Origin of the sequence: Wolbachia endosymbiont of Drosophila innubila (genome assembly GCF_021378375.1) — a bacterium.
In the GTDB taxonomy this organism is placed as follows: Bacteria; Pseudomonadota; Alphaproteobacteria; order Rickettsiales; family Anaplasmataceae; genus Wolbachia; species Wolbachia pipientis.
Genome location: NZ_CP076228.1, coordinates 985,667 through 1,011,525, shown reverse-complemented (window position 1 = coordinate 1,011,525; position 25,859 = coordinate 985,667). Strand labels below are relative to the sequence as shown.

Below are 25,859 nucleotides of genomic sequence, written 5' to 3'. Positions count from 1 at the left end.
TATGAGACTTTCTTTATATGCTATATTATCAATCTCACTGCTATTAATTCTCATGCATGTTGCTGCAACTTTTAAGGATTGGAGTGGCTACAGGAAATATATCATAAAAGAGTTAGAGAAGACGTATGATGCTAAAGTGCATATTGGGGGAAAAATTAAAGTTTCGTTGATTACCCCAAAGCTCACTATTTATAATGTATACGTACAATACAACGAAAATAAAGAGCAAAAGTTGTCAGATTTAATTAGTGTAAGAAAAATTGAAATAAGGCCATCATTCCTATCGTTGTTTTTATTTTCGTTGCAACCAAAGTCAATCACATTGTTTGGCATGAAAAGCAACAAAGAAAATTTACTTAATATTATAAATACAAACGCCAGTGGTAACACAGTCGATATAGTAATAAAAGACAGCCAAGTAAGTTTCAAGAATGATTTCGCTGATATTGTTAACATAAAGGAAGTTGCTGTAAAAAAAAATAAGCAGTTTTTTGGTAAAGTAAAGGTAGGTGATAATAATTACGATTTTTCAGGAAAGGTTAATATCACAAAAAGGAATGTACACATTAGTGTTGAATCAAATTTTGTAAATTTGCTATTTACAGGTAATAGAAATCAAGAAGAACTCCAGGGTAATTTAACATTAACAATTAATAACAGTTCCGGTTCTGTGAGTGATTTAGCAAAAATCATTAATCTTAGCTTTCTCTCTTGTGTTATTCCTAGCGAAAATATCAAGATATCATCCAATATAAGTCTTAATGAAAGTGAGTTTACGGCAACTGACTTAAAAATTGATTCCAAAAGCATGCAAGCCAGCGGTACAATACAAAATGATAGAAAAGGCAATCACACTAATTTCAATATTAGCTTCAGTAAAGTTGATTTAGATTCCATACAAAATGATTCACAAAGAACAATGAATATGAAGGATCTTCTGGAATGTTTTAGAGCAGTTGTGCCAAAGAACTTGAGCTTAAATTTTAATATGGAAGCTTCTAACATTCAATATCAAAACAAAATATTGGACAATTTCCGTGCTGTACTAAAATCCACTGATGGCAAAGTAAAAGTTAATACGCTTCTTAAATTTCCTGGAATCAATAATATATCTTACTTATCAGGAGAGATCTCAAACAATAATGTCCTATCTGAATTCAACGGTGATTTATTAGTCGAAGGAAATGATTTTGAGTCATTCATTTCATGTTTTTTCCCTTCTATAAAGATGAAAGAAAACCAGAAAAATCAATTTACACTAAGTTCTAAACTGCACCTTGCACCAAGAATATTATCTATCTCAGACATTAGACTGCTAAATAATAAGGAATCCTTGCAAGGATCAATTAGAGTAAGCCACACAAAAAAACGCAGTGTGATCGATGGTGAATTTAGCATGCATAATCTTGATGCAGATAAATATGATCATTCATTATTTAGCAGTTTACCTAAAATGCAATGGCTGAAAAATTTTCAGTATGATACAAATATAAAGGCCCGTGTTAATAACCTTACATTGAATGATACGAAAATTAAAAATTTGGATTTTTTGCTGAAAATGGAAAAAGGTAAGCTAGTTGCAGATAAAATAAAACTATCTGGAGAAGATTTCGATATTACCGGTAATGCAAAAATATTAGCAGATCAAAAATACGCCAACCCTTTATTAGATGTTAACCTTACGGGCAGTAAATTTAATGGAAAAATTATTACATTACCAAATTTAGTAGAGACGAAAAGAAATTCAAGAAATGAGATAGATCAAATTCAATGGTCAACAAAGCAGCTTGATTTTTTGGATGATAAAGAAGGCTTTGATGCAAATGTGCAAATCAATACTGCAGAATTTAAAACCGAGCAGAATGTTTTAAAAGATTTTAATTTGGATGCGGTAATGAGAAACAACACTATCACTATCAGGCAGGCAAGTTACGTATTAGAACGCGGGCAAGTGTTTTTTCAGGGTTATTTAAGATCAGACTCAATAAATACAAGATTTTCTATTGTAAATTTGGACACTAAAAAGATTGGTAAGGTTATAGGAATTGACAATGTAAATGGTCAGGTAAGCTTAAATGGTGAAATCAAAACTCAAGGAAAAAGTTTTCATGATTGGGCTAGTAACTTATCAGGAGATGTAAACTTACAAGCGCAAGGAGTAGAAGTTACTAATGTAGATTTCAATTCATTTATCACTAATTTGTTAAGCAGTAAGAATAAATCTGAAATTTCCACACTTGCTTATGTTGATATATATAATGGCAAGACATTTTTTGAAAATATTAGCGGAAAAGCAAGTATTAAGAGTGGTATATGTTCAACTAGTTTACAGTTCGGGATTGATCAAGCATCAGGATCGATCTCTTCTAATTTAACCTTATCTAACTTCGCTTTAGCTTCTATATTCAGGTTCTTTTTCATACCACCAAATTATAGTAATCCAATCTATATCGATATGCATTTGGATGGCCCTATTTGGCGTCCTAAGATGAGTTTTGATGTAGACCAAATCTTCATCGCTCTGGTTGGCAAGAAAAATAGTTAATTTACTTAGGTGTACGGTTTAGGGGACAATAAACTCATCTGAACGGATACAAACTTAACCTAACTCATCACCACCTGGCAGTGGTGGCAAGCCAAATGCTTCTCTCTTTTCGTTGAGCGTCATGAAGCTTGCGTTTTCTACGTATTTCCACAACTTTTGTCTTTTTTCCATGAGAATTTCTATTGCATCTTTGTCATACGACAAGCACAGATCTTCACCAAATCTTGGTGTCAGCCAAGAATTCAGGTGACAGATAATATTTTCTAGCGTTGGTAAAACCGTCTGCTCCCAGAGGGATAAGCGTGCTTCGACTAAATTGCTATAAGTGTTATCACCCAGTATGCCAAGCAATTGCGGTGGAACGCCAAAAGCTAGCGCAATATCACGAGCTGAGCTGTGTTTGGACTCAATAAAATCCATATCCCTTGGCGATAAGCTCATTTCTTTCCACTCCAAGCCTCCTTCAAGCAATATCGGTCTTCCAGCGTTTATAGAACCTGAATAATGATCATTTATCTGTGCTTTTAAGCGTTGGTACTGCTCTTGACTTAAACTTCCACCACTTCCATCTTTTGCTGATTTTACAACTATTGCACCACTTGGTCTTGCCCCATTTTGCAACATCGCTTGATTCCAAGCACCCGCCTGATTATGTTGATCTATGCTATATGCAGCTGCCTCAATTGGTGATAACCCATACCAATCATTCAAAGGATTAAAGGTCTTTAAGTGCAACACTGCTGAACATCCAGTTAGTTTATCAACTTTAAAGTCATAACTGTTGTTATTTATGGTATAACGATAGATATAAGGAACGTTATTTCTCCCTGGAACAATTTCAACCCTATCGGGGCGCAGAAGATAAAGCTCTGTTGGTGGTTTTCTACTATTCTGTGACTCAACCATCAATATATAAGAATTGCCGTTAACTAACCGATAAGTTACAATCCCCTCAATAAATTCCGATTTTGATGTCATTAGATTAGGAGAATAAAGTAATTTCAGTAATGGATGGGCTTTTAATTGCGATTTTCCCTGTTCAGTAAGCTGGCAGAGAGTAAAAGGTACCGAAGATGCAGCACTTGCAATCATATTAATTGCTCGAAAGGCAATAACATTTTTTATGTAACCTTCCTCAGCAAAACTTACATAATCACGCTTACTCCAACTTGGCTCCATCATTAGCTGCAAAGCAGAATATTTAGTAAATACTGCGCTTTTTTTTCTTTGAAAAATATTGAGATTCATATATGCCTCCTAAAAAATTGAATTTGTGGTAGAATTATATCAATTGGTGTCACAGGAAGGATATACTAACGTACGAACATTATGTTTGAGAGCAATCTCTACACAGTAGTTAAATGGCAGGCACAATAAGGGGTAGCAAAAAGAATGAGCTTTTTTTTTGAGCTGAGCGAAGCCACCTAAGGTAGAAAATGAATCAGGAAGGAGTAAAAATATATTTAATATTTATATGATGTACTTACTTATAAATATCTTTTCTGTGTCCTATCTCTGTGATAACCACTTCATATTTTATAATATTTACGGAATAGATAACGCGATAATCACCTACCCTTAATCTTCTTTGTCCTTTAAATCTGTAATATAATGGCTCACCAAGGTTAATGGGATCAACTGTAAGGCGCTTATTTATCGCATTTATGATCCTTAATCTTATTGTTTTTGGAAGAGCTGGAAGGTCTTTCTCAAGAACGCTTTCTATGAAGATAATATTGTATTCCAGTCTACATCCTCACTTCTAATTTTCTTTACACTTGAAACATTACGTTTAGCAGCACGCTCAATTAGTATTTTATCTTCCTCATTTTCAATTGCTTCTTGTATTAGCTTCTCTGTTAGTTCTTTAATGGACTTATTTCTTATTTTAGCCAGTCCAGCAAGACACTCTGAAATTTCGTTGTTGAAAGTTATGCTAAATTTTGAGTTTGCCATATATTTTACCTAAAATCTACTAATAATTATACAACATTTTTCTGAATTTTTCAATAAAAAAAGTTGCCTATACGTAAAGAGGACCTGTGTTGACAAATAATTAAACATTTGTCATGTACTATGTTTGTTAAGGAGAAATAGCACAGAAGTTAGTATTAAGTATATTAGGAATAAGAAAGGCTGCGCCCAGTGTCACACACTGGAATAACAGGAAAAAACGAACTGCTATACTAAAAAAAAGAAATAGAATATGACAGAATGGCTAATATCTAATCAGCTTATTGATTATAACTGTGCTGTAAAATCCATGGAAGAGAAAATTCAACAAATTCACAATAATTCAGCAGACGAATTGGTATGGCTACTCCAGCACCCTCCACTTTATACTGCAGGAATCAGTGCAACAGCTGATGATATTGTTGAAAAACTATTTCCCATATATAAAACAGGAAGGGGTGGTAAACACACATATCATGGTCCAGGACAGCGCATTATATATTTAATGTTAAACCTTAAAAAAAGAAACAAATGCGATATAAAGCTATATATTAGAGATCTAAGTAAGTGGATCATAAATGTTTTAAAGCAATTTAATATACTTGGAGAGTTTAGAGAAGATAGAATAGGCATTTGGGTAAACCATAACGGAGTAGAAAAAAAAATTGCAGCTTTTGGTATTCGCTTAAGAAAATGGGTAACTTATCATGGCATAGCGCTTAACGTCTTTCCAGACCTCTCTCACTATAAGGGTATTATTCCTTGTGGGTTGCAAGGTTATGGCGTCACGTCAATGGAAGAACTAGGAGTGAAAGTTCCACTCTCTGAATTGGATGATATACTAAAAAAAGAGTTTTATAAGATATTTTAATGATTGTTTACCTTTTATATTTCATTCTCACTTTATGTGCTAACACAGGTATTCATGCAATGGACCAAGTTGATATTATTGCTCCTTCCTCCAAGGGAAAAGAATCAGATCTGACTACTATAAAAGAATATGTAGAAGCTTTGGATTTTAATCCCCATATTTCGGAGAAAATATATAGTAATGATAACCCATTTTATTCCAACTCTGATGAATTCAGAGCAAATGATTTGGTTAGTGCACTAACCGGTGATAGTAAAATAATCTGGTGTATCAGAGGAGGAGAAGGGGCTTCTCGGTTAATTCCCTATCTAGAAAAGTTACCCAATGATAAAAAAGAAAGGATTGCTCAAAACAAAAAGATCCTCATAGGCTATAGCGATATAACTGCCTTGCACATCCATCTACAAGCTAAATATGATTGGCAAACTCTTCACGGCACCATGTTGGAAATGATAGTAAATAACTCCGTTTCTGAAAGCTCTGTTGAAAAATTGAAAGAGTTAATTCTTAACAAGCGGGATTCTATCAGATTTGATAAGCTAAAGATGATAAATAATGGCATTAGACTAAAAGATGGCAGATTAAAGTCTAAAATCATCGGTGGTAATATGACTTTAGTTGAAAACAGTATAGGAACTGTTTGGCAAATAAATGCGAAAGGTAAAATTCTATTTTTAGAGGACATAAGAGTCTACCCATACGCAATAGAGCGCAGTTTAGATCACCTAAAACAAGCTCACATCTTTGATGGAGTACATGCAGTAATCTTTGGGGATTTCGTTAACTGCTATAACGATAACCTTGTTGAAGTTGTAAAAGAAAGGTTTGCAAAAAGTGTTAACTTTCCTGTATTTACTATGAAAGGGGTAGGCCATGGACATACAAATGATCCTTTACCTTTTAACACTCACGCTATTATTAGCGTTCAAGACGAAAAAGAAGGTTTGTTTTTTATGGACGTGCAGAATGTTAGCTAATCTTATAGCTAACGCGAGCTCTACGTCATACCGCCGCAGTATCTCTTAGCCGCTAACACGTACTTAACCGTCATACCGCGATTCATTCGCGGTATCTCATCCGCTAACAAGCAGCAGTTCTACGTCATACCGCCGTGGTATCTTTTAGCATAGATCCCGCTAACACGTAGCGGGATGACGAGCTTATCGTCATGCTGCCGCGAACCGTCATACCGCCACGAACTGTCATACCACCACGAACCGTCATACCGCGATTCATTCGCGGTATCTCTAGATCCCGCTAACACGTAGCGGGATGACGGTTGTCAGGGTGTCATGCAAGTAGCTGACTACTTGGATCTGGTAGGCTTAAATCACAATGCCCGTAAAGCTGCGACCCTAGAGCTACTATCTCTCACCCACTGCAAATATTGCACGGTACTATCCACTTGATCATCGTGTCGAGTTTCAGGAAACATTAAAATCTCATACTCAAAATCGTTCAGCCATACTGCTTGGTGCGGCAGAAAAACCTTGCCAGACTCTATAATCGGAACAATTTGATGAAATCGAGTGAGCTTGTCATCATGTGGCACTATTTCAATAATCGGTAAATCACTGTTTGTCTTTAGCTCTTGCACCAATTGTTGACCACTTGTTTTTGCTTCGATTAAAATTGCGTGTGGCGTCCATCTTGCAGCTAGTGACAAAACCTGTTCTTTAAGCTTTGGATACTCAAGCTTTGCGCGATATACATCGAGTAAATAGAATTTATTGCCCACTTTTGTCCAGGTGGTGCAGACGCTAAAGTTGCTCATGCTGCTTGTTGAAACTGCAGTGTCCCAGCTCTGAGTGACATATGAGAGACTATCAGAAAAATTTCTATAGCGCTTCAGCCACTCTCGTTTAATTATACCACTTGAAAGTGGCAGAGGGTTTTGTTGATATTGTGCAGCAAAAGCGTAACTTCCAAGTTCAACCTTTATCATCTCAACTTCTTCTTTTCCTCCATCGAGGGGATATAGCAACTGACCTTCTTCTCTTGAGTATAATATTACGGGTGGTGTCATTCTAGCACTTGATGCTGTAATCCAGCTTTTGTACTCATTTGTAGTTACTCGGGTGACAGGAACAAGAAAAGGAGGCGCTGGCTTTTTGATTGAATAGATAATCTCCTTATTTTCAGATATCATCGGTAAACAAGTATGGTTCCATATGTTTTTCGGTTTGGAGAGAAGGTGCCCGGTTAAATCTTCTTGATGTAGCCTATGCATCACAAGAACAATTACTCCTTTTTTTCTATTGTTGAGCCTGGCTACTAAAGTCTGGTCAAACCAATTTGTAGCACGCTTTCTAAACGTTTCACTCAAAGCTTGGGCGGGACTCAGTGGATCATCCACGATGATGAAATCACCACCTTCACCTGTTAACGTCCCTCCAACTGACGTTGCGATTCTGTATCCTCTCTGCACTGTTTGAAATTTGTATTTGGTATTCTGATCTTTGGATAGTTCTACCTCTGGAAACAGCTCTCTATACCAACTAGACTGCATTATGCATCTTGTATCGAGCGAGTGCTTTTCGCTAAGCAGCCGAGAGTAGCTTGCAACTATTATTCTTGCAGTTGGCTGATTTCCCAGTATCCATGCGGGCCACGCAACACTAGCGCACAGGGACTTCATTGAACGCGGAGGCATATTGAATATTATTCGCCTCATTTTGCCAACATTTGCCGCTTCAAGTCTGTCTGCTATGACTTTTATATACTGATAATCATTATACTCACACCCCGGCACTACCGTTTGAAAACACAGTTCAATGAATTTTAGAAAGTTCATGATATAATGTTGAAACCAACGCGTGACGCTGGGATGGCAAAAAAAGGAGCACTGAAGGCTATAGGTGAGACGTTGCGGTATCTCTAGATCCCGCTAACAAGCAGCGGGATGACGAATTACTTAACCATCATTACACCGTCATACCGCGATTCATTCGCGGTATCTCAGCCGCTAACAAGTAGCGGAATGACGAATTACTTAACCATCATTACACCGTCATACCGCGATTCATTCGCGGTATCTCAAAGCATAGATCCCGCTAACAAGTAGCGGGATGACGGTTGTCGTTTAGCTATAAATATTAAGAAATTTACCAAATAAAAAAAAGGCAAAAGAAGCCCCGTGGTTGGCTAATTACTTACATTATACTTTCAAGTATGGCGTTTTTTTATTCTAAACGCTTAATAACCGCGATTTAGCTGCTTTTTAACGCAACTAACCTTTAGTCATAAATGTTTAAGAAATTTACTAAACAGAAAAAAAGGCAAAAGAAACCCTAGGGTAGCTAATTATTCACTATCCATTTTTTAAGTTGGCGTTTTTTGATATTTTAAATGCTTTATAAGCGCATTTCAGCTTATATTAGGTAAAAACCTAGAAATTTTATAAAGACATAAGATGCACATAGTGCAAAAAATTAAACATGGGACGCCAGATACGTGAGTTTTTTTGTCATTTAATCTGTACAGAGAAGATAAATAAATAGCTTCAGTTTCATGATAAGGGGACTGGCAAGGCTTGTCAAGCAAGTTTTTTGCAATATCAGGGATAATTTCGACCATAAATCCCTATCAATAAATTTTAACAAAAATACTTTAGTGCATTTTCAAATATAAGCATTCCATCGCCATATTTTGGCACAGCAACACCTAAACGCTTGCTCTTTTCTTTTTCAAGGGGCCAATTATCTTGCTGGGTAAAAAATATTCCCCTTTCTGGATGGGGCATTAAAGCTAGCACTCTTCCACTTTTATCTGATAAAGCTGCTAGGTCGTATGTAGATCCATTCGGATTGTAAGGAAATTGTAGGTTAGCATAGTTGCCATTTTTATCAATGTAACGTAATGCGGTGGAATTGCTCTCAATCAATTGGTTCAAAATATCTTGATCCATAAAAAATTTGCCTTCCCCATGAGCAATAGGGAGATATAGTTCACTCAGACCCCGTAGCCAAACAGAATTACTCTTTGAATTAACTCTCACTCTAATCCAACGGCATTGATAATTGCCTATATCATTATGGATTAAAGCTAGACTAGAGAATTCTGGAATTAATTTTACTAATATCTGACAACCATTACATATTCCTATAATCAGCTTGTCCTGAGATAAAAACTCTTGAAACTCATCCAACAAGTTGTTTTTAATACGTAAAGCAAACGCATTACCAGCACCAGTGTCATCACCATAGGAAAAACCCCCTGGAATTGCAAGTATATTGCTTAATTTCAGTTCACCTGGATTATCTATGATATCGTTAATGTGAACGATTTTTACTTCAATATTACCAATACCAAGTTTTCTGCTGCATTCCATAAATGCAAATGCAGTTTCTTTTTCGCAATTTAAGCCATAACCAGATAGGACTGTGATTTTCATGAATTGCTAAAAATTAAAAAATTCGAATTTCCTTTTTACAAAATTTGCTACTAAATTTAACGCAAATAACACCAATAATAAAGCTATAATTGCGATAGCAGCAAGTTCAACAAATGCAATTTCAGGATTGCTTGACCATATGTATATTTGCACAGGTAGAACAGTCGCCGGATCGAAAAAGGACGTAGGTGTATCAGCAATAAATGCCACCATACCCATCATAAGTAAAGGAGAAGATTCACCTAAAATCCTTGCAATTGCAAGCACAGTACCATGTATTATTCTTGGTAACGCAATCGGTAAAGAGTGATCTAATATCACCTTGATGTGAGGTGCACCGAGCGCAAACGCTGCATCTTTTATCGTAATAGGAACATTCGCAAAGGCATTTTTTGTTGCAATTATAATATTAGGTAACATCATAAATGAAAGAGTCATTCCACCAACAAGTGGTGAAGAGCGTGGTAGCCCAAATATGCCAAGATAGAGAGTTAAGCCCACTACACCAAATATTATTGAAGGCACTGCAGCAAGATTATTTATGCTAATTTCTACAATATTAGTCATTAGCCTATTTTTAGGCATAAATTCGTAAAGACAGATGCCCGACATAATTCCTATTGGTAATGCTAATGCTAGGCACACTATAATTGTCATTAATGAACCGATAAACGCTCCTAAAATCCCTGCATTTTCAGGTTCACGAGAGTCAGATTTAAGGAATAAAGACTTATTAAAAAATTTTTTCACTCTCCTCTTTTCTTTTAGCCAATCAAGTAATTTAGCATAACGATCATTCAAATATTTATCTTTATTTATTGAATTAATTATACTTGACGCGGTAAACCAGATCTCATATTCACCACTATCTTTTACTTTCTTACGAAAAAATTTCTCTAGTTCTTTGTAAGAATTACGACTTAAAATTTCGTCACCGTCTTTAAAATCAGTTCCTCCAAACACCTTACGTAAAGAATCGTTGAGTAAGCCAATGGACTTATACCGCAAATCACTAGGATTACTCGCCAAAGCAAGATCAGCATTTATTTCAACTGGCAATAAAATTTTCGTTACTGTTAAGGCACTGTAAGAGTTAACCAATATACTGAGCAATATACACACAGGACAGCCAAGTGAGATAACTAGTGCCGTGAAAGAACAAAAGCGTAGCGCTCTGTTCTTTTTATTTTTCCTTTTTATACGAGCATGTACACGCCTTGACTGAAGTAATTTAAGGAATTTTTTCTTTATACTCATTTACTTTTCTTTACACGAGGATTTGAAAAAACTTTCCCCTTTTTTGTCATGCAAGTAGCTGACACTGGGATCCAGCAGGCTTTGCCTGCAAATAATTTTTACATTTTCCATGAAAGCACAAACCAAAAGGAGAATAATGAATGCTGGATCCCAGTGTCGGAGCACTGGGATGACACCACAGCGGGAGGCAAACAATGTTCGTACAGTTGTGTGTCACGCACTGGGATGACAAGAGAGAGTTCTGAGATGACACAATTGACATCACTCCCTATTGTATCTACTTAGATTTCTTTTTAACATAAGTAGTACGCTCTTTGATCCTTGCAGCTTTTCCAAATAGTTTGCACAGATAATACAGTTTTGCTCTACGAACCTTTCCTTTTCTTGTCACTTGCACTGAAACCAGTGCAGGAGAATAAACAAAAAACTGAGACACTATACTTTCTCCATGGCTCACTTTTCTGACTACAAAAGAAGAATGTAACCCGCGGTTCCTTTTTGATATACATACACCTTCAAATATCTGTATACGTTCACTTGTACCGTCAACTACTTTAAAAGTGACCTTCAAATCATCGCCAGGACGAAATTCTGGTATTTCTTTAGCTAACACTTGCATTTGCTGTTCGTTAAATTTTTTAAGTAAATTTGTCATTTATCTCTCCACTCAATAATTCAGGCCTACGCTTTTTTGTTATAACATGAGACTGCTTCTGCCTCCAATCACTTATTTTTTTGTGATTGCCAGATAACAAAACCTCAGGTACTTTATATCCCTTCCACTGCTCAGGTCTAGTATATTGAGGATATTCAAGTACACCACCACCATAATTAAAACTTTCTTCAGTAATACTATCGGTATTATTTACTACACCTGGAAGAAGTCTAATGCATGCATCAAGAACCACCATTGCAGCTGGCTCACCTCCTGAAAGTATATAATCTCCAATACTTAACTCATAAGGAGTATACGCATCAATTATCCTTTGGTCAATACCTTCAAATCGACCACACAATATTGTTATATGAGGAAACTCTAATAATTCTCTGGCAATATTCTGATTAAACTTAGTTCCAGATGGAGTCATGTAAATAAACTTAGTGTTTTTATGAACAGAGAGCATACTATCTACTGCATCACCAACTACATCAGAACGCATAACCATTCCTGCTCCACCTCCATATGGAACATCATCCACAGTTGAATGTTTATCTTTCGCAAAAGAACGAATATTTATTACTTCAAGGTTCCATATTTTTTTTTCTAACGCTTTTCCGGCAAGAGAATAGTTCAAAAACCCCGGGAACATTTCTGGGAATATGGTTAATATTGTAACATTGAATGCCATTAAGGTTTATTTTAAGTTATTTGGGGCTATACTCTAAGAATAGTAAATTGATATAATATATAGTTAAATTAAACATGTCACTGAATAAAACGATATACGAAGGTAAAGCGAAAGCCATTATTGAAACTGAAGACTTATCAATTGTCATACAGCACTTTAAAGATGATGTTACAGCATTCAATAAGGAAAAATATGAAATAATCGATGGTAAAGGAATAATTAATAATCATATTAGTGCTTTTATCATGGAAAAGCTTGAGAAAGCAGAAATTAGCACACACTTTATAAAAACTCTAAACGAAAGAGAACAGCTAGTCAAAAAACTCAAGATAATACCTCTTGAGGTAGTAGTTAGAAATGTCGCAGCTGGCAGCTTTTGCAAACGTTTTAATATCAAAGAAGGTGAGAGGCTTGCATCTCCTATAATCGATTTTTTTTACAAAAATGATGACCTAGCCGACCCAATGGTAAGTGAAAATCACATACTGTATTTTGATTGGCTATCTAGCAAAGAAATGGATGAAGTTAAAACTACAACTTTAAAAATCAACGAAATATTAGTTCACCTATTTTCAAATGCAAGTATATATTTAGTTGATCTCAAGTTAGAATTTGGCAGATTAATAAATGACAGTACTAAAATCGTTTTAGCTGATGAAATTAGCCCTGATAACTGCAGATTATGGGATAAAAATACTTATAAAAAGCTAGATAAAGATGTCTTTCGTTTGAATTTAGGAGATTTAAAGGAAGCATACCTAGAAGTTGCAAAAAGACTGTCAGTAAAGTTAGGTTAACTAAATACTACTCTATCAAGTGGAGGGTTACATGCCTCATCAAGTTTTCCAATAATTTCAATTTTTTCTCCACGTTTTTGGAAATGATTTTTCACGTTTTGCATATTCTCAGAACTTACGATCAATACCATACCAATACCACAATTAAATGTTTTTAGCATTTCTTTCTTCTCTATTTTACCCTCCTTTGTTAGCCATAAAAATATATCTGGCCATTTCCAGGAATTAATGTCTATGTTTGCAAATAAGTTTTTTGGAAGAATTCGCGGAATATTGTCTACCAAACCACCACCCGTGATGTGCGCAATACCTTTTACTTGTGACATGATAGGCAGCAAAGAATCAACATATATTTTTGTTGGTTCAAGTAGTATTTCACTCCAAGATTTATTATTCCATAGAGATGTATCGTTATAATTTATACCTAAGCTTTTGAAAACATGGCGCACTAAAGAAAACCCATTTGAGTGAATTCCACTTGACTCTAAGCCAACTATATAATCACCTGCTTTCATCATACTACAGTTTGGAAGAATTTGCTTTCGATCAACTACACCAACCACAAACCCTGCAAGGTCATAGTGATTATTACCATACATTCCAGGCATTTCTGCAGTTTCCCCACCAACCAATGCTATTTTAGCTTGCTTGCACCCCTCTGCAATGCCCTTAACCACAGATAATAAAACATCTTTGGTCAAAACGCCTGTTGCAAAGTAATCAAGGAAAAACAAAGGCGTTGCTCCTTGTGCAAGTAAGTCATTTACACACATTGCAACTAAATCTATACCTATAGTATCATGTTTATTCACTTCTTGAGCTATCAACAGTTTCGTACCTACTCCATCAGTTGAGGAAACGAGTACTGGATGGTCATACTTCTTACTTAGTGCAGCAAAATCAAATAACGCAGAAAATGAACCTATTTCGCTGATTACTTCTTCTCTAGTAGTTTCTTGAGCAATAGGCTTGACTTCTTTTATTAACTTATTATATAGTTCAATATCTATTCCCGATCTGGTATAAGTATTCATAATCCTTTTATAAATTTTAAAATTGTTAATACTATATTAATGCCTTGATATAAAAAGTGCAACGAAACTTTCTCTTAATTGACTATTATATACTTACCAATATAGGGTAACTTAAATCATTTATAATTATCCAATGAACGAAAATACCAAAAACATACTGTTAATAACGGAACTGCTATCAGGATGGCTGCTTCATGACTTTGCTAACTCTATGAATGGAATAACGTTTGGCGTAGAAGAGCTTGAAGTAATAGATAAGAATGACGCTGATGCGCAGAAGGAAGCGTTGTTGTTTCTTAAAGAAAGCTCCGATGATTTAATATATAAACATAAAGTTATGAAGCAGGCATATTCTTCTTCAATGGATAATTATAGCTTTGATAAGACCAAATCTAATATCGAAAATTATTTATTAAAAAAAAAGTAAAGCTTACGTGGAAAATAGACGCATACTCTGCAAAAAATAAGGAAGATTTAATTGAAAAGATAAATAAGATAATTTCTAATATGGTGCTAACTATAGCCAGTGCAGTGGCGGAAGTTGAACTAGTATCTGTTTTACTGAGTCAAACAGAAGATAAAATGCTATTAACTATAAAAATTCTAAATGAACACAAACCAATAAGCAAATCATTAGTAGACAAATTAATCAAAAAAAATGACACTAATTTAAATACAAAAGATATTAATATCTATATGACCTCTTTATTATTAGAGTACTATAACACTGAAATGCATTATACTTGCGAAAATAATTTGCTGGAAATAGGTTTAACTATAACTTGAGTTGCATATTTGGTTATTACAACTTTTTCTTCGTGTCAAGGCATTCCCCGACAAGGGGTACCAAATCTAATTTTTGTAATCACTTAAGTCTAGTACTATTTTATTAATGTAGCGCTCATTTGCATCTTTGATGATAAACTTCATACCATTTTTATATTTAATGACTTCATCTACAGAAGGCACTTTACCAGCAATCGAAAGAATCAAACCACCAAGTGTAACATAGTCTTCTTCAGGGTCACGTAATTCTATTTTTAGATCCTCTTCTATATCTTTTATAAGAGCCCTTGCTGATACTTCAAACTTATTTTGAGACAATTCAGTAATGGTATATTCTGAATTTATTTCGTTTTCACTATCAATGTTTGGTATTAGTTCCTCTATAAGATCAGTCATTGAAATTAAACCATCAGTTCCACCATATTCATCCAATACGATAGCTAAGCATGATTTAGAAGAGTTCATCCTAACAAAAAGATTAGTTGTCTTCATCGAGGGTGGAACAAATATTACGCTTTGTATAATATGTTTCAGATTAAAATTTTTATCCCTATTAAAAATAACATCTTTTACATAAAAAAAGCCTATTACGTTATCAAAGTTATTTTTATAAATTGGTATTTTAGTGTGGCAAGTGTTTTTTATCTTCTTTATTATTTCACGCTCGCTTGACTCAATGTCTACTGCGCATATCTCTGTACGTGGAGTCATTATATCCATTATACCACAATCGCGGAATTTTAATAGACCATTAAATATATTAAGGTCTGGCAGATCTTTCATTAATGCCTCAGTCGCACACTTTTTCAACACAGAAGCTTTTTTGAAAAGGAAGAGAAAAATTCTATATGCTATTTTTTCTACTAAGGTTCTTTTTTTACTCAATTTATTCCCTGTAATGGCAAAAACGTTTTCAGATTAGATTTATCAAGAAAACTGTTATTAAATGTTTAATAAGCATGTGAATAATGTCAAATTAATTTGTGAATTATTTGTTGATATAAAATACCAACAATTGATCAACAACTTTTTCAACAACATATACATAGTTGTGTAACAATGCATGATGGTAAAGTATTTTCCATAAAAGAAAATTACTAACACTCTAAACACCTTACTTATACACATAAATCATAACAGAAAATCAATAATATACGAAAGTTACTCACATATTTATCCACAAGTTGAACAACGCCAATTTTTACTGAATTTTAAGTTAGTAACAAGTTATTGATAGAACTATTATTATTACTATACTTTAATATACAAAAGAATAAATAGAATAGATTGGAAAGCGGCAAAACAACAATAGCGAAAATTATTAAGAGAAATGAGCCGGGTGGAAGAGTGCCTATCTGGCTAATGCGTCAGGCTGGCAGGTCTCTTCCTGAGTACCGCAAAGCAGTAGAAAATATGAATAATTTTATGGAGATATGCTACAACACAGATTTAGTGACAGAATTGACGTTACAGCCGGTGACAAGATTTGACATGGATGCGGCGATAATTTTTTCAGACATTTTAATAATAGCTGATGTTTTGGGTTGTGACGTGAATTTCGTACGCGGTGTAGGTCCAATAATAAAACCCGTGGAAAGTCCTAAGGAATTGAAGGGTCCACAAGAAATTGAAACTAAAACCTTACCAATTCTAAACGCTATAAAAAAAGTCAGAAGCCAATTACCAAAAGAAAAATCTCTCATAGGATTTGCTGGTGGACCATGGACAGTAGCCTCATACATCATAGAAGGTAGGAGCAGCAAAACTTTTTCCAAAGTATTAAATTTTTATCCTTCGTGTTTGAAGGAAATAATTGAACGAATAACGGAAGTAACGATTATTTATCTAATTAAACAGATAGAATTTGGAGCAGATGTTATTCAGCTATTTGACAGTAATGCTGGTGCGTTATCGGAACCATTGTTTAAAGAATATGTTATCGAACCAACAAAGAGAATTATCTTGGCAATAAAGGATAGATTTTCTGATTTTCCAATAATAGGTTTTCCAAGGTCTGCTGGAAATCTTTATAAAGATTACTGCGAACAAACAGGTGTATCTGCAGTAAGTATAGATTATAATGTTCCAATAAAATGGGCGAAAGCGAATCTAAATATCCCTCTACAAGGAAACCTTGATCCTAATCTTTTAGCCTATAATAAAACGGAAGCAATCAAAGAAGCAAAACGTATAATAGATTGCTTTAGAGATTTACCCTTCATATTTAATCTCGGACATGGAGTACTCCCTGATACTCCAGTTGAAAATATTGCTGCATTGGTAAACCTGGTAAAAAGCTACTAATACAATACACAAAATTCTAGCTTTTTTGTTGTACGGGGTTTATCATTTGAATTTAGCTTCAGTAAGATATGTCAGACCTTGCAAAAAGAATGTTCCTAATAAAACCATCACCTACGATTGCTGTAACTGATAAGGCAAATAAGTTGAAAAATGAAGGAAAAAAGATCTGTGTTTTAGCTGCAGGAGAACCGGATTTTGATACTCCAGATCATATAAAAAAAGCAGCTATTCAAGCAATAAGTGAAGGTAAGACTAAATATACTGCTGTTGATGGAACGCGTGAGCTGAAAGAAGCAATAATTAATAAGTTAAGAAAGGATAATAACCTCGAGTACACGCTTAACCAAATCTGTGTTGGTACAGGTGCTAAGCAGGTGTTATTCAATTTGTTCATGGCAACAATTAACTCTGGAGATGAAGTTATTATACCAGCTCCTTATTGGGTTTCATATGTTGATATGGTAAGTCTTTTTGGCGGCTTGCCAGTTGTAGTAGAATGCAAACAAAATTTTAAACTGACAGCGGAATTATTGAAAAGCAGGATAACTAAAAAAACTAAATGGTTAATTCTTAACTCACCGAACAACCCTGCAGGAGCTGTGTACACATGTGATGAATTGAAAGACATAGCACAAATATTGCTTGAATATCCACATATGAATGTCGTTACAGATGATATTTATGAGCATATAATATACGACGAAAAGTTTTTTACTATCGCTCAGGTTGAGCCGAAGCTTTATGATAGAGTTTTTGTAGTCAATGGAGTATCAAAAGCCTACGCAATGACAGGCTGGAGAATAGGGTATATTGCAGGTAGAAGTGATGTGGTAAAAGCTATCTCTACGCTGCAGTCTCAAAGCACTTCTAATCCAAATTCGATAGCACAAGCAGCAGCAGCAGCAGCATTAAACGGTGATCATAGTTTTTTGAAAGAAAGAACAAGGATTTTTAAGAGTCGTAGAGATTTTATGGTGAAAGAGCTAAATTCTGCCCCGGGATTATCAGCGTCTGTTCCACAAGGTGCGTTTTATTTATTTGTCTCATGTGAAGGATTGCTCAGTAAAAGCACAAAAAGTGGTAAGATAATAAATAATGATTTAGATTTTACTGAATACTTACTGGGAGATCATTTGGTTGCTGTGGTTCCAGGAATTGCATTTGGTCTAGAAAATTTTATCAGAATTTCTTATGCAACCTCTCAGGAACAATTAGAAATTGGATGTGATAGTATTACTAAAGCGTGCCAGGAGTTAAAATGAAATAGACTATCCATAAGTTGTATATTTTGCCATACTTCGCCAAGGTTATTTTGAATGTTCTAACTTGTGTTTTTCTATGGAAGGCATTTTTATTGATTGAGCAAGTGTCTTTCTAATATTGAATTCCTCATTTTTTTCATTTTGTTGCAGTAAGTTAATGTTATTTATTTTATTTACTAAATCTTTCCCCTTTTCCAGAGTCTTTAAATCACTTTCGTTAATGTGATGTTCATTGTAAAATTCTGCAACAATTTCTTTTCTTTTCGGATAAGTATTTAAAAATTCCGACACCTGATGTTTAGCAACAGCTTGAATAAATTTCTTATTAAATCTTGAATCGTTATATAGATCTTCTAAATTTTCATCGTAGTGTTTTGCTTCATTTACAGCAAGCTTTATTATCTCTTCTATACCACTTAGAAGTTTCCTATACAATTTGTCGTATCTATTGCCTAGCACGTGTGTAGCGAATGTTTGTTCAATGTATTTTGTTATGTAATTTTGCAGCGTATTATCTATCGTGCTTATATTCATCAGCCTGCTTTAATATTATATTAACTATTTTACACATAAAAAGGTTAATATTGAATTAATAGAATACTTCTGAAGTCAAATTTTACTGAAAATTATGGTATTTAAGATATAATTGTCAGCATGAAATAAAAACATAAATAAAATGGATCTTGTAACAAAAGTGAAGCTCAAGATAAAGATGAATAAGGGTAAAATCATAAATATACTTATCATTTGTGGTGTAATTTTTTTCATATACCTTATTCATGAGCCAGTTGTAGATATGGTAGAAAAAATTATAAGTAAAATAAAAGGTCTCTTTTAAAAATAGAAAAAGTGAACTTTTTCCATCATCCAAACTTGAACCTGGAAAATTTAGTTAATGCATAAACTACTTATGTTGGCTATGAGTTCAACTGTATAAAATTCCGGTAAATTAAAATAAGTATTCATAAAAATATTGTTTTCTATAAACAGAGTATCTATAATGCTAGCTTTGGGGTAAAGTATTGCAGAGGAATTTTTTAATCTGGTTGTTGGCGTCACTGTTTTATGCATACCAATATATATTACGCGTAATTCCAAATATTATAATTCCTGAATTGGTAGTAAGGTTTAATATAGGAACAACAGAAATAGGACAATTTTGTGGACTGTATTATGTAGGTTATGTGTTAGCACATATTCCTGTAGGTATTCTTTTAGATAGATTTGGTTCTAAAGTTGTTATACCGATTTGTATTGCATTAACATCTTTAGGTGCTTTACCTTTAGTCAGTTCTAATGATTGGAGTTATTCTATTATTGGAAGAATAATTACTGGTATTGGATCCTCTGCTTCAGTACTTGGACTCTTTAAAATAATAAGAATCTATTACCATAGAGAAAAATTTGCCATGATGTTCAGCATATCGGTTATTATTGGCATTTCAGGTGGTGTATTTGCCACCAAACCATTACATGTCTTACTTGATAAGTTTGGGTGGGATTATTTATTTACTGTGTGTATAATGCTTGGATTATTGCTTGCTTTAACTACCTTTATATCTATACCTAAAGTTGGCACCTCAGACGAAGAATTAAATATTAAAAATTTAAGCAAAGTTATATTTAATAAAGATATTTTATTGATAGGTTTGTTTGGCGGTTTTATGGTTGGACCATTAGAAGGCTTTGCAGATGCGTGGTCCGCAACATTCTTGCATGAGATTACGCTGTAGATAGACACATTGCATATAGCATTTCAAAATGGATACTAATAGGCTTTGGCTTTGGGCATTTATTACTTCCTTACATATTAGCAAAAAATCCAACCAAGCACTATGAAATAATAATTTCTTGTGCTATGGCCATGATAATTGTGTTCTTATTACTTTTTATATGCAATATTAGTGAACTCCTGGCATGTATATTACTATTCATTATTGGTCTTGCTTCTGCATACCAAATTGTTTTTACTGCTAAAGTTGTAAGTTGTGTAAAAAACGAAGCAGTAGCAAGTGCAGGATCTGTAGGTAATTCCATAGTTATGAGTTTTGGTTATTTTTTTCACGTCATTATTGCAAATATAATGAATTTTTATTGGAACGGTGAAATTATCGATGGAAAGCCATTTTATGGAACTGATGTAATGGTTAAGTCTATGTTAATAATACCTATATGCCTACTAATAGGAATGATAGGCTTTTGGTTACTTAAAGTTATAAGCTGTAAAAAGAGCTAAGCAGATTTAGATGATTAATATAGTATTGTTTTTTATAACTAAAGTATCTATAATCCTAAACTTTAGCTGAGATTCATGTTGCAGAGGAATTTTTTAATCTGGTTGTTGACGTCACTGTTTTATGCATACCAATATATATTACGCGTAATTCCAAACATAATTGCGCCTGAATTAATAACAAAATTTAACATAAGTATTGCAGATGTTGGCCAGTTTGGTGGGTTATACTATGTAGGCTATACGCTAGCTCATATACCTATTGGTCTTTTCCTTGATAGATTTGGACCAAAGTTTGTTTTACCTGCTTGTACCGTTTTGACATTTACCGGAACACTACCGCTTATATGCTTTGATGAGTGGAGTTATTCAATAATTGGAAGAATAATTGTGGGAATTGGGTCATCCGCTTCGGCAATTGGAATCTTTAAAGTTGCAAGCATGTATTTTGCGCAAGAAAAATCAGCAAGAATGGCCAGCTTATCTATAATTATAGGAATTTTGGGAGGGATATGTGGCGGGTTACCTTTAGACTTCTTACTCGATAAATTTGGCTGGAATTATGTTATCTATACATTCTCAGCATTTGGGTGTTTACTTGCTCTGTTGCTGTTCTTAGTAACGCCTGAAAGCAATGCTCAACAGGAAAAAGTTAGCATTAGAGACTTAAAAAACATACTTTTCAACAAGCATATTATTCTAATTAGCTTTTTTGGTGGACTCATGGTCGGTCCAATGCAAGGTTTTGCCGATGGTTGGGTGAAAGCATTCTTTTTTGAAGTATATAAAATGAATGAAGACTTGGCATCTTCTCTCTCTTCCGTAATATTGATAGGAATGTTAACAGGATCATTCTCTTTGGCTTATTTATTGGAAAAATATAAAAATAAGCATTATGAAGTAATAATTGCATGCTCATTTGCAATGATCGCTAGTTTTCTTTTGCTTTTTACTCAGATTGGTGGCTTGTATGTTGTATTACCTACGCTTTTTATTATTGGCTTCACATCTGGATATCAGGTAGTTACCATTTACAAAGCGATAAGTTATGTAAATAATAACTTAGTAGGCCTGGCTACAGCTGTGTCAAACATGATAGTTATGGTTTTTGGCTATTTTTTTCACACTGGGATCGCAAAAATAGTAGATTTGTGTTGGGATAGAACAATAATACAAGGAAATCCTGTGTATGGTGCTGAATTGCTGATAAAAGCAACATCAGTTATTCCTGTATGTTTGCTGGTGGCTGTTTTTGGGCTCTTATGGTTAAAAAATAAAGATTTTAGAGAAGTTGATTGTAATAAGTAGATAATTTATCGAAGGCTCGTATGATAAAATCGTTAGATGTACTAATTTAAGGCTCTTGTTATTATGAAATATAATACTTTATTTTACTTTGATATTTTTGTTTTAATTGTAATTGGGTTTTATTAGGTGGTAGGTATGTCGAAAAGTAATTTTTTTGTATGGTTGATAGTATCTCTTTTCTATGCATACCAGTATGTGTTACGTGTCATGCCAAACATAATTGCGCCTGTATTAATAACAAAATTTAATATAAGCATTGCAGATTTAGGGCAATTTAATGGTCTCTACTATGTGGGATTTACACTAGTTCATATCCCTGTTGGTCTTTGTTTTGATAGATTCGGTCCAAAAATTGTTTTACCTATTTGTGCTGTCTTGGTATCTATTGGAACATTACCTCTTGTGTGCTTTGATGAGTGGTATTATTCAGTATTAGGTAGAATAATTGTTGGGATTGGCTCGTCTGCGTCAGTAATAGGAGTATTTAAAGTTGCCAGTATGTATTTTCCGCGAGAAAAATCAGCAAAAATGGCAAGCATATCTGTTATTATAGGGCTATTAGGGGCAATATATGGTGGTCTACCAATAGAACTTTTGCTTGATGAGTTTGGTTGGAATTACGTAATTTATATTCTTTCAGGGTTTGGTTTCTTACTCGCTTTATCTTTATTTTTAGTTATTCCTTACAATGCTTACGACTTTCGAAAAGAAAAAATTAGCATGAAGGATCTAAAAACTGTGCTTTTCAATAAATATATCATTCTAATTAGTTTTTTTGGTGGCTTAATGGTAGGTCCACTAGAAGGTTTTGCTGATGCTTGGACAAAAGCTTTTTTATGTGAGGTATATCAAATGGCCGGTGGTCTAGCGTCTTCAATTTCTTCTGTTATATATGTAGGATTTGCAGCTGGATTGCTCTCTTTTGCTCACATATTAGAAAAATATCCAAATAGACATTATGAAGTTATTATTGTCTGTTCCTTTGCAATGATTGCTAGTTTCCTTTTACTTTTTACACAGGCTGGCGGATTGTATATTGTATTGCCTGCACTTCTTGTTATAGGTTTCGCTTCTGGATATCAAATAGTAACACTGTACAAAGCATTAAGTTATGTAAATAATAACTTAATAGGATTAACTACAGCTGTGTCAAATATGATAGTCATGGTTTTTGGCTATTTTTTTCACACTGGGATCGCAAAAATAATAGATTTGTGTTGGGATAGGACAGTGATACAAGGAAATCCTGTGTATAGTGCTGAATTGCTGATAAAAGCAACATCTATTATTCCTGTATGTTTGCTGATAGCTGTTTTTGGGCTCTTATGGTTAAAAAAGCAGGATAAGCAGTCTTAAAATTGCTTATGCATCTTAAAATTAAAGCGAGGTTTGATCTATGATGAGTGTTTTAAAAAAAATCTGTGGCTCTAAAAATAGTTTAAAGTCTTTTGATAACGAGGTTTATCAGTCTATAGAAAAAGAATTACAACGCCAAAAATCACAATTGCAATTAATTGCATCAGAAAATTTTGCAAGCAAAGCGGTAATGGAGGCACAAGGCTCTTTTCTGACTAATAAATACGCAGAAGGTTATCCAGGTAAAAGATATTACTGTGGTTGTGAGCATGTGGACAAAATTGAAAGTCTGGCTATAGAAAGACTTTGTAAGTTGTTTGGTGTTAAATTTGCAAACGCTCAACCTCATTCTGGTTCTCAGGCAAACCAGGCGGTATTTGCTTCGCTGCTTACTCCAGGCGATACAATACTTGGATTATCACTGAGTTGCGGTGGGCATCTAACTCATGGTGCGGCACCAAGCCTTTCTGGTAAATGGTTTAAGTCAATTCAATATACAGTGAATAAAGACACTTATCTGCTCAATATGGATGAGATAGAAAAGCTGGCGCTGGAGCATAAACCGAAATTGATCATAGCTGGTGCTTCTGCTTATCCAAGAAAAATGGACTTCAAACGCTTTCGCGAGATTGCAGATAAAGTTGGTGCTTATTTGCTTGCAGACATTGCTCACTATGCAGGGCTTATTGCAGCGGGCGAATATCCATCCCCTGCTGAATATGCACATGTTATGACTTCCACGACTCACAAAACTTTGCGTGGTCCTCGTGGTGGAATAGTGATGACCAATGATGAAGCATTACACAAAAAAATTCAATCCGCAGTTTTTCCAGGATTGCAGGGCGGGCCACTTATGCATGTGATAGCTGCAAAAGCTGTTGCATTTAAAGAAGCATTAGCACCAGAGTTTAAGACTTATAGCAAGAAAGTCGTGGAAAATGCGAAAGTGCTGGCTCAAGAATTGCAAAAGCATGGACTTGACATTATAACCGGTGGCACTGACTCTCATATAGTGCTAGTTGACTTAAGATCGCAGAAATTAACTGGAAAAGACGTTGTAGATAGCCTTGAGAGAGCCGGTATTACCTGTAATAAAAACTCTGTACCATTTGATACAGCAAAGCCGACCATCAGTTCAGGGCTCCGTTTTGGCACCCCTGCTGAGACAACACGCGGACTTGAGGCAGAAAATTTTAAAGAGATAGCTGGTCTAATAAATGAAGTAATTCAAGGATTAATCAGCGGAAATAGCTCAAGTGTCGAAAAAGCAGTAAAAGCTAAAGTTGAAAGGATTTGTAGTAATTTTCCTATTTATTAATTTATGTGGTGTCATCCAAGTAGCTGGTAGAAACGAAAAAACTTACTTGACACCCTTCGCCAGCCCTCTTATCATGAAACTGAAGGTATTCATTTATCTTCAATCTGTGCAGATTAAACGACAACAGTATTACGTAATTGGCGTCTTATTTTTAATTTTTTGCACTATGCGCACCCTACGTCTTCACAACATTTCTGGGTTTTTACCTATATAAGCTGAAACGCGCTTATAAAGCGTTTAAGACAGTATAGCACGCCAATTTGCAGGATTAGAGAATGACAACTAGCTAATACGGGATTTCTTTTGCCTTTTTTTCTACTTAGTAAATTTCTTAAACATTTAAACTAAGATGAGTTGCATTTAAAAGCAGCTAAATTGCAGTGTTTAAGACTTAAAAAACGCCAATACTGAAAATAGACAATGACTGGGGCTTTTTTTGCCTTTTTTTCGTTTGGTAAATTTCTTAATGTTTGTAGCTAACATGAACAAACATTTGAGAGTAACTTCTGCTAGTAGGGTGTCATCCCAGTGCCCAGACACTGGGATCCAGGAATTTTATTAAGTTAGTAAGCATAAAAGTAGCCGTTTTATGTTAAAATACAACATTTTAATGATTATGAAAAGGCTGGATTCCAGCGGGCTTTGTTGCATCGCTAGCTATGATGGATTAAAGATAAAAAAGATGGAGAATATCAGTAGCTTATTATTCTGGTATTTATAATAAGAACGGTCAGTGAATACCTAAATTTGAGTAAAAGAAATTTCACTACCACTCACTAATCCGGCTAAAATTCAAGAATTTCAATGCTTTAGCTATTTTCAATAGAATTAAATTTATTAATATAAATAATAAATTACTATTCTTAAATTTGATCAGATTGATTGCAAAAAAACAAGATTTTCAATAGGTTGCTTATAATCCTAATTATAGTTAGCCTTTCATAAGTAGCGATGCAACAAAGCCATCCCAGTGTCTGGGCACTGGGATGACACCGAAGGGGCTACTCGGATGACAAACCCTGTCATTCCATGGCGTGACGCTGGTTTCCATCCAAGACGGCAGTGCTTTTGACACTGGAATGACAAGAAGAGG

25 protein-coding genes and 1 pseudogene are annotated in these 25,859 nt (G+C 34.6%); 14 read left to right on the top strand and 12 right to left on the bottom strand.

Annotated elements, in window-relative coordinates:
• Position 1 precedes the first annotated feature (1 nt).
• A complete protein-coding gene (locus J4T77_RS05485) occupies positions 2–2,545 on the top strand; it encodes an AsmA family protein (RefSeq protein WP_190321421.1) in 2,544 nt (847 codons plus the stop codon).
• A 54-nt stretch (positions 2,546–2,599) separates the two neighbouring features.
• Here the strand turns inward: J4T77_RS05485 and J4T77_RS05480 are convergent, their stop codons facing one another.
• From J4T77_RS05480 to J4T77_RS05470, 3 genes are all read right to left on the bottom strand, one after another.
• The gene (locus J4T77_RS05480) at positions 2,600–3,793 is read right to left on the bottom strand and encodes a phage portal protein (protein WP_190321422.1); all 1,194 of its coding nucleotides are present in this window, start codon (positions 3,791–3,793) and stop codon (positions 2,600–2,602) included.
• Between the two features lie 235 nt (positions 3,794–4,028).
• Complete coding sequence (locus tag J4T77_RS05475) at positions 4,029–4,202, bottom strand: type II toxin-antitoxin system RelE family toxin (protein ID WP_231115917.1); 174 nt, start codon at positions 4,200–4,202, stop codon at positions 4,029–4,031.
• 65 nt (positions 4,203–4,267) lie between these two features.
• Positions 4,268–4,501 carry a hypothetical protein gene (locus J4T77_RS05470; protein WP_190321423.1) on the bottom strand — a complete coding sequence of 78 codons (234 nt, stop codon included), beginning with the start codon at positions 4,499–4,501 and terminating at the stop codon, positions 4,268–4,270.
• A gap of 250 nt (positions 4,502–4,751) precedes the next feature.
• On the opposite strand from J4T77_RS05470, the gene lipB reads away from it, so the two are divergent.
• Positions 4,752–5,369 (top strand): lipoyl(octanoyl) transferase LipB, encoded by a 618-nt coding sequence (lipB, locus tag J4T77_RS05465; protein WP_010081985.1) that lies wholly within the window; start codon positions 4,752–4,754, stop codon positions 5,367–5,369.
• Complete coding sequence (locus tag J4T77_RS05460; protein WP_010081984.1) at positions 5,369–6,346, top strand: LD-carboxypeptidase; 978 nt, start codon at positions 5,369–5,371, stop codon at positions 6,344–6,346. The genes lipB and J4T77_RS05460 overlap by 1 nt, the downstream gene beginning before the upstream one ends.
• A gap of 353 nt (positions 6,347–6,699) precedes the next feature.
• Here the strand turns inward: J4T77_RS05460 and terL are convergent, their stop codons facing one another.
• From terL to pstA, 3 genes are all read right to left on the bottom strand, one after another.
• On the bottom strand, positions 6,700–8,163 hold the full coding sequence (gene terL / locus J4T77_RS05455) for a phage terminase large subunit (RefSeq protein ID WP_233641000.1): 1,464 nt from the start codon (positions 8,161–8,163) through the stop codon (positions 6,700–6,702).
• 801 nt (positions 8,164–8,964) lie between these two features.
• Positions 8,965–9,762, bottom strand: coding sequence for a phosphoribosylformylglycinamidine synthase subunit PurQ (locus tag J4T77_RS05450; protein WP_006279487.1), 798 nt, complete (start codon positions 9,760–9,762; stop codon positions 8,965–8,967).
• Positions 9,763–9,768: 6 nt separating this feature from the next.
• Positions 9,769–11,019: a phosphate ABC transporter permease PstA gene (gene pstA / locus J4T77_RS05445; RefSeq protein ID WP_007549491.1), complete on the bottom strand. Its 1,251-nt coding sequence runs from the start codon at positions 11,017–11,019 to the stop codon at positions 9,769–9,771.
• 48 nt (positions 11,020–11,067) lie between these two features.
• On the opposite strand from pstA, the gene J4T77_RS05440 reads away from it, so the two are divergent.
• Positions 11,068–11,304 carry a hypothetical protein gene (locus J4T77_RS05440; RefSeq protein WP_233640999.1) on the top strand — a complete coding sequence of 79 codons (237 nt, stop codon included), beginning with the start codon at positions 11,068–11,070 and terminating at the stop codon, positions 11,302–11,304.
• On the opposite strand, the gene rplS is transcribed toward J4T77_RS05440, so the two are convergent.
• Positions 11,297–11,674, bottom strand: coding sequence for a 50S ribosomal protein L19 (rplS, locus tag J4T77_RS05435; protein ID WP_190321424.1), 378 nt, complete (start codon positions 11,672–11,674; stop codon positions 11,297–11,299). The two genes, J4T77_RS05440 and rplS, sit on opposite strands and share 8 nt — an antisense overlap.
• Positions 11,658–12,368, bottom strand: a complete 711-nt coding sequence (trmD, locus tag J4T77_RS05430; RefSeq protein ID WP_007549279.1) for a tRNA (guanosine(37)-N1)-methyltransferase TrmD — start codon at positions 12,366–12,368, stop codon at positions 11,658–11,660. The genes rplS and trmD overlap by 17 nt, the downstream gene beginning before the upstream one ends.
• 74 nt (positions 12,369–12,442) lie before the next feature.
• Between trmD and purC the strand changes: the two genes are divergently transcribed.
• Positions 12,443–13,165, top strand: coding sequence for a phosphoribosylaminoimidazolesuccinocarboxamide synthase (gene purC / locus J4T77_RS05425; RefSeq protein ID WP_010081959.1), 723 nt, complete (start codon positions 12,443–12,445; stop codon positions 13,163–13,165).
• On the opposite strand, the gene purM is transcribed toward purC, so the two are convergent.
• A complete protein-coding gene (gene purM / locus J4T77_RS05420) occupies positions 13,162–14,199 on the bottom strand; it encodes a phosphoribosylformylglycinamidine cyclo-ligase (protein WP_007549277.1) in 1,038 nt (345 codons plus the stop codon). The genes purC and purM overlap by 4 nt on opposite strands.
• A gap of 133 nt (positions 14,200–14,332) precedes the next feature.
• On the opposite strand from purM, the gene J4T77_RS05415 reads away from it, so the two are divergent.
• Positions 14,333–14,626 (top strand): hypothetical protein, encoded by a 294-nt coding sequence (locus tag J4T77_RS05415; RefSeq protein WP_233640998.1) that lies wholly within the window; start codon positions 14,333–14,335, stop codon positions 14,624–14,626.
• Complete coding sequence (locus J4T77_RS05410; protein ID WP_158246746.1) at positions 14,611–14,985, top strand: histidine phosphotransferase family protein; 375 nt, start codon at positions 14,611–14,613, stop codon at positions 14,983–14,985. The genes J4T77_RS05415 and J4T77_RS05410 overlap by 16 nt, the downstream gene beginning before the upstream one ends.
• Before the next feature lie 66 nt (positions 14,986–15,051).
• On the opposite strand, the gene J4T77_RS05405 is transcribed toward J4T77_RS05410, so the two are convergent.
• Entirely contained in the window at positions 15,052–15,870 is an 819-nt protein-coding gene (locus J4T77_RS05405) for a transporter associated domain-containing protein (RefSeq protein ID WP_007549273.1), read from the bottom strand.
• 402 nt (positions 15,871–16,272) lie between these two features.
• Between J4T77_RS05405 and hemE the strand changes: the two genes are divergently transcribed.
• Positions 16,273–17,289 (top strand): uroporphyrinogen decarboxylase, encoded by a 1,017-nt coding sequence (gene hemE, locus J4T77_RS05400; protein ID WP_010082013.1) that lies wholly within the window; start codon positions 16,273–16,275, stop codon positions 17,287–17,289.
• Positions 17,290–17,357: 68 nt separating this feature from the next.
• The gene (locus tag J4T77_RS05395) at positions 17,358–18,551 is read left to right on the top strand and encodes a pyridoxal phosphate-dependent aminotransferase (RefSeq protein ID WP_012673336.1); all 1,194 of its coding nucleotides are present in this window, start codon (positions 17,358–17,360) and stop codon (positions 18,549–18,551) included.
• A gap of 45 nt (positions 18,552–18,596) precedes the next feature.
• Here the strand turns inward: J4T77_RS05395 and J4T77_RS05390 are convergent, their stop codons facing one another.
• The gene (locus J4T77_RS05390) at positions 18,597–19,085 is read right to left on the bottom strand and encodes a hypothetical protein (RefSeq protein WP_006280043.1); all 489 of its coding nucleotides are present in this window, start codon (positions 19,083–19,085) and stop codon (positions 18,597–18,599) included.
• A 488-nt stretch (positions 19,086–19,573) separates the two neighbouring features.
• On the opposite strand from J4T77_RS05390, the pseudogene J4T77_RS05385 reads away from it, so the two are divergent.
• The 5 genes and pseudogenes from J4T77_RS05385 to J4T77_RS07070 all read left to right on the top strand — a co-directional run bounded on the left by J4T77_RS05385 (position 19,574) and on the right by J4T77_RS07070 (position 25,328).
• Positions 19,574–20,787 (top strand): annotated as a pseudogene (locus J4T77_RS05385) (MFS transporter).
• Between the two features lie 75 nt (positions 20,788–20,862).
• Positions 20,863–22,092, top strand: a complete 1,230-nt coding sequence (locus J4T77_RS05380) for an MFS transporter (RefSeq protein ID WP_010962993.1) — start codon at positions 20,863–20,865, stop codon at positions 22,090–22,092.
• Between the two features lie 135 nt (positions 22,093–22,227).
• Complete coding sequence (locus J4T77_RS05375; protein WP_190321426.1) at positions 22,228–23,448, top strand: MFS transporter; 1,221 nt, start codon at positions 22,228–22,230, stop codon at positions 23,446–23,448.
• Between the two features lie 40 nt (positions 23,449–23,488).
• A complete protein-coding gene (glyA, locus tag J4T77_RS05370) occupies positions 23,489–24,766 on the top strand; it encodes a serine hydroxymethyltransferase (protein ID WP_233640997.1) in 1,278 nt (425 codons plus the stop codon).
• Between the two features lie 436 nt (positions 24,767–25,202).
• Positions 25,203–25,328 carry a hypothetical protein gene (locus tag J4T77_RS07070; RefSeq protein ID WP_010962996.1) on the top strand — a complete coding sequence of 42 codons (126 nt, stop codon included), beginning with the start codon at positions 25,203–25,205 and terminating at the stop codon, positions 25,326–25,328.
• Between the two features lie 377 nt (positions 25,329–25,705).
• On the opposite strand, the gene J4T77_RS05365 is transcribed toward J4T77_RS07070, so the two are convergent.
• The gene (locus tag J4T77_RS05365) at positions 25,706–25,852 is read right to left on the bottom strand and encodes a hypothetical protein (RefSeq protein ID WP_190321428.1); all 147 of its coding nucleotides are present in this window, start codon (positions 25,850–25,852) and stop codon (positions 25,706–25,708) included.
• Positions 25,853–25,859: the final 7 nt, after the last annotated feature.

What these genes read in the sequence shown, in the direction of transcription:
- J4T77_RS05480 (WP_190321422.1), bottom strand. Translation starts at nt 3,793, where the DNA reads ATGAATCTCAATATTTTTCAAAGAAAAAAAAGCGCAGTATTTACTAAA.
- lipB (WP_010081985.1), top strand. Translation starts at nt 4,752, where the DNA reads ATGACAGAATGGCTAATATCTAATCAGCTTATTGATTATAACTGTGCT.
- terL (WP_233641000.1), bottom strand. Translation starts at nt 8,163, where the DNA reads ATGAACTTTCTAAAATTCATTGAACTGTGTTTTCAAACGGTAGTGCCG.
- J4T77_RS05470 (WP_190321423.1), bottom strand. Translation starts at nt 4,501, where the DNA reads ATGGCAAACTCAAAATTTAGCATAACTTTCAACAACGAAATTTCAGAG.
- J4T77_RS05390 (WP_006280043.1), bottom strand. Translation starts at nt 19,085, where the DNA reads ATGAATATAAGCACGATAGATAATACGCTGCAAAATTACATAACAAAA.
- J4T77_RS05485 (WP_190321421.1), top strand. Translation starts at nt 2, where the DNA reads ATGAGACTTTCTTTATATGCTATATTATCAATCTCACTGCTATTAATT.
- purC (WP_010081959.1), top strand. Translation starts at nt 12,443, where the DNA reads ATGTCACTGAATAAAACGATATACGAAGGTAAAGCGAAAGCCATTATT.
- trmD (WP_007549279.1), bottom strand. Translation starts at nt 12,368, where the DNA reads ATGGCATTCAATGTTACAATATTAACCATATTCCCAGAAATGTTCCCG.
- J4T77_RS05415 (WP_233640998.1), top strand. Translation starts at nt 14,333, where the DNA reads ATGAACGAAAATACCAAAAACATACTGTTAATAACGGAACTGCTATCA.
- J4T77_RS05460 (WP_010081984.1), top strand. Translation starts at nt 5,369, where the DNA reads ATGATTGTTTACCTTTTATATTTCATTCTCACTTTATGTGCTAACACA.
- rplS (WP_190321424.1), bottom strand. Translation starts at nt 11,674, where the DNA reads ATGACAAATTTACTTAAAAAATTTAACGAACAGCAAATGCAAGTGTTA.
- glyA (WP_233640997.1), top strand. Translation starts at nt 23,489, where the DNA reads ATGATGAGTGTTTTAAAAAAAATCTGTGGCTCTAAAAATAGTTTAAAG.
- J4T77_RS05375 (WP_190321426.1), top strand. Translation starts at nt 22,228, where the DNA reads ATGTCGAAAAGTAATTTTTTTGTATGGTTGATAGTATCTCTTTTCTAT.
- purM (WP_007549277.1), bottom strand. Translation starts at nt 14,199, where the DNA reads ATGAATACTTATACCAGATCGGGAATAGATATTGAACTATATAATAAG.
- pstA (WP_007549491.1), bottom strand. Translation starts at nt 11,019, where the DNA reads ATGAGTATAAAGAAAAAATTCCTTAAATTACTTCAGTCAAGGCGTGTA.
- J4T77_RS05440 (WP_233640999.1), top strand. Translation starts at nt 11,068, where the DNA reads ATGCAAGTAGCTGACACTGGGATCCAGCAGGCTTTGCCTGCAAATAAT.
- J4T77_RS05395 (WP_012673336.1), top strand. Translation starts at nt 17,358, where the DNA reads ATGTCAGACCTTGCAAAAAGAATGTTCCTAATAAAACCATCACCTACG.
- J4T77_RS05380 (WP_010962993.1), top strand. Translation starts at nt 20,863, where the DNA reads ATGTTGCAGAGGAATTTTTTAATCTGGTTGTTGACGTCACTGTTTTAT.
- J4T77_RS05450 (WP_006279487.1), bottom strand. Translation starts at nt 9,762, where the DNA reads ATGAAAATCACAGTCCTATCTGGTTATGGCTTAAATTGCGAAAAAGAA.